Below are 2,087 nucleotides of genomic sequence, written 5' to 3' on the forward strand. Positions count from 1 at the left end.
AGGATGTATTTGAAACCGACCTTCAGGTCGGACTGGGGGACCATGACGATATCGCCAGGGGCCAGCGGCGGATCCTGGATTTTCTGCTCCCGTAGCTGGTTCATGCTGTAGCGTCCGGCCGCCGTCTGTCCGCCGCTCTGGCGGAACAGCAGCAACGTGCCGTCCGAGGTGTCCTCCAGTCCCCCAGCCGACGCAACCGCCTGCAGCAGCGTCATCGGACCCTGCATCGGGAACACCCCCGGCTTCTTCACGGCGCCCTCAACCGTGATCCGGTGGCTGTTGTACTGCGACACCAGCACCGTCACCTGCGGGTTGCGCAGATACTCCCCGCCAAGCCGGCCCGCCAGTTCCTTCTCGATCTGGCTGACCGTGAGCCCCCCAGCCCGCACCTCGCCGATCAGCGGAAAGCTGAACTGACCCGCCTCCGACACTTGCACCGTCTTTGACAGGTCCGGCACCTTGAAGACAGTGACGCTGAGGACGTCAAGCGGACCCACGCGATATCCCGAACTTCCCGGCGTGCCCGCCGCCGTTGCCGTGCGGACTTCTCCGGCCAGCGCCGATTTCACCGATGGATCATTCGTCGCCGCGACCGGAGCGGCTACGCTCCCCGCCGCCGCTGGCGCCAGCATCCTGTCGGAAGAAGCGACGCAGCCACCCAGGCACAGCGCCGTCACGGCGATGAACAGCCCTGCTCCCGTCCCCTTCATGCCCACGCTCCCCCTCACCCCGGTCAACCACAACCGGCGCGCACTCCGCCGCCGGTCTGTCACACATCATGTCCCTTGGCCGCTCACGGACCATCCGCACGGCTTCGGCCCCTCCCACAAGACGCTCCACCGCCCGCCAGCCGGACGCAAGATCCGGAGGGCGCGACGTCGTATCATGGGCGTCGCTTGCCAGGATCTGGACCCGCCCCTCGCAGGTCATCCGCTCGGCCCAGTATTTTGCCCGGCGACCAAACCGTCCCCCGAGGGAGCCCGACGTGACCTGCATCCAGACGCCTGCCTCTGCAAGGCGCTGCACCAGATCATAACGTTCCTCGATCCACCGCAACCGCTCCGGATGCGTGATGACAGGAACGTAACCGGCCAGCAGAATGCCGAACACAAATTCATCCAGCCGGGCCGGCGCAACATTGTGAGGCGGCTCAACCAGCACGTAGCGCGTATCCGCGAGCGACAGCAGACGCCCTTCGCGAAGCCCGTCCACGAAATCCGGAACGATGTGGTTGTCCGCCCCGCTCACCAGGGACAGCTCTATGCCCGCATCATCCAGCGCCTGCTGCAAGACTGTAACAGCCTGACGGATATCATTTCCGTGGTTATGGTAAACACCCGGCAAAATATGCGGCGTACAGGCCATGACCGTGACGCCCTGCGCCACCTGCATACGCGCCATTTCCAGCGAAACGGCCAGATCACTGGCGCCATCGTCCAGTCCGGGCAGGATATGGCTATGCAGATCAATCATGGTTGCAACCAACGATTCCCGGACCTGACGTTGCTCCGTGCAGGTACGAATGACGGCTGCGGAGCCTGTAAAACAAAGTTCATCCCGCCCACGTTGCAGACACCAACCATCTGTCGCCACGGTCTATAAGGCTGGCTCCGCGCACGCGCAACTCGGCAGTTGCAGGGAAATGCCATCCCGTTCCGGCAGTTGCGTCGTGCAAGACAAGGAATCAACGGCGAACCCCAACAGACGCCGTCCGGACACAATTAATTGCACGCGGTTTGATTCACCCGCGTCGCGTGCTATTGAACCAGGCAGAAATGGACTGTTTGGGGTATGGATATGGGCAACGCGCGTTCACTGGCGATTTGGGCAGCCGCCATCGTGGCGGGAGCCGCAAGCGTTTCGGCCGCCAGCGCCCAGGGATCCTGCCCGACCACTGCCGTTCTCGCCAGCGTTCAGGGGACTGTCCTCGTCAACAGTGGTTCAGGCTTCACGCCCGGCCGGGCCGGCAGCGTCATCCGGGCTGGCGACCAGATTTCGGTGCGCGGCTCCGGCAACGCCATCGTTGATTTTGGCGGCGGACGCGTTGTCAACGTGCCGGCGTCCTCGACCCAGGCCGTGCGTGCCCC

The 2,087-nt window shown here is 64.2% G+C and carries 2 protein-coding genes and 1 pseudogene; 1 reads left to right on the forward strand and 2 read right to left on the reverse strand.

Annotation, left to right across the window (positions count from 1 at the left end; translation table 11 throughout):
- On the reverse strand, positions 1-497 hold a 497-nt coding region (locus tag IE243_RS22625; RefSeq protein WP_244643326.1), incomplete at its 3' end, for a polysaccharide biosynthesis/export family protein.
- 79 nt (positions 498-576) lie between these two features.
- Complete coding sequence (locus tag IE243_RS22630) at positions 577-1,473, reverse strand: tyrosine-protein phosphatase (RefSeq protein ID WP_244643327.1); 897 nt, start codon at positions 1,471-1,473, stop codon at positions 577-579.
- A gap of 324 nt (positions 1,474-1,797) precedes the next feature.
- Between IE243_RS22630 and IE243_RS22635 the strand changes: the two are divergent.
- A pseudogene (locus IE243_RS22635) lies at positions 1,798-2,087 on the forward strand (hypothetical protein); the annotation flags it as partial.

The sequence above is a fragment of the Camelimonas fluminis genome, assembly GCF_014656355.1.
GTDB classification, from domain to species: domain Bacteria; phylum Pseudomonadota; class Alphaproteobacteria; order Rhizobiales; family Beijerinckiaceae; genus Camelimonas; species Camelimonas fluminis.

Bases quoted from the DNA above. Each gene is read 5' to 3' on its own strand.
- IE243_RS22630 (WP_244643327.1), bottom strand. From the start codon at position 1,473: ATGATTGATCTGCATAGCCATATCCTGCCCGGACTGGACGATGGCGCC.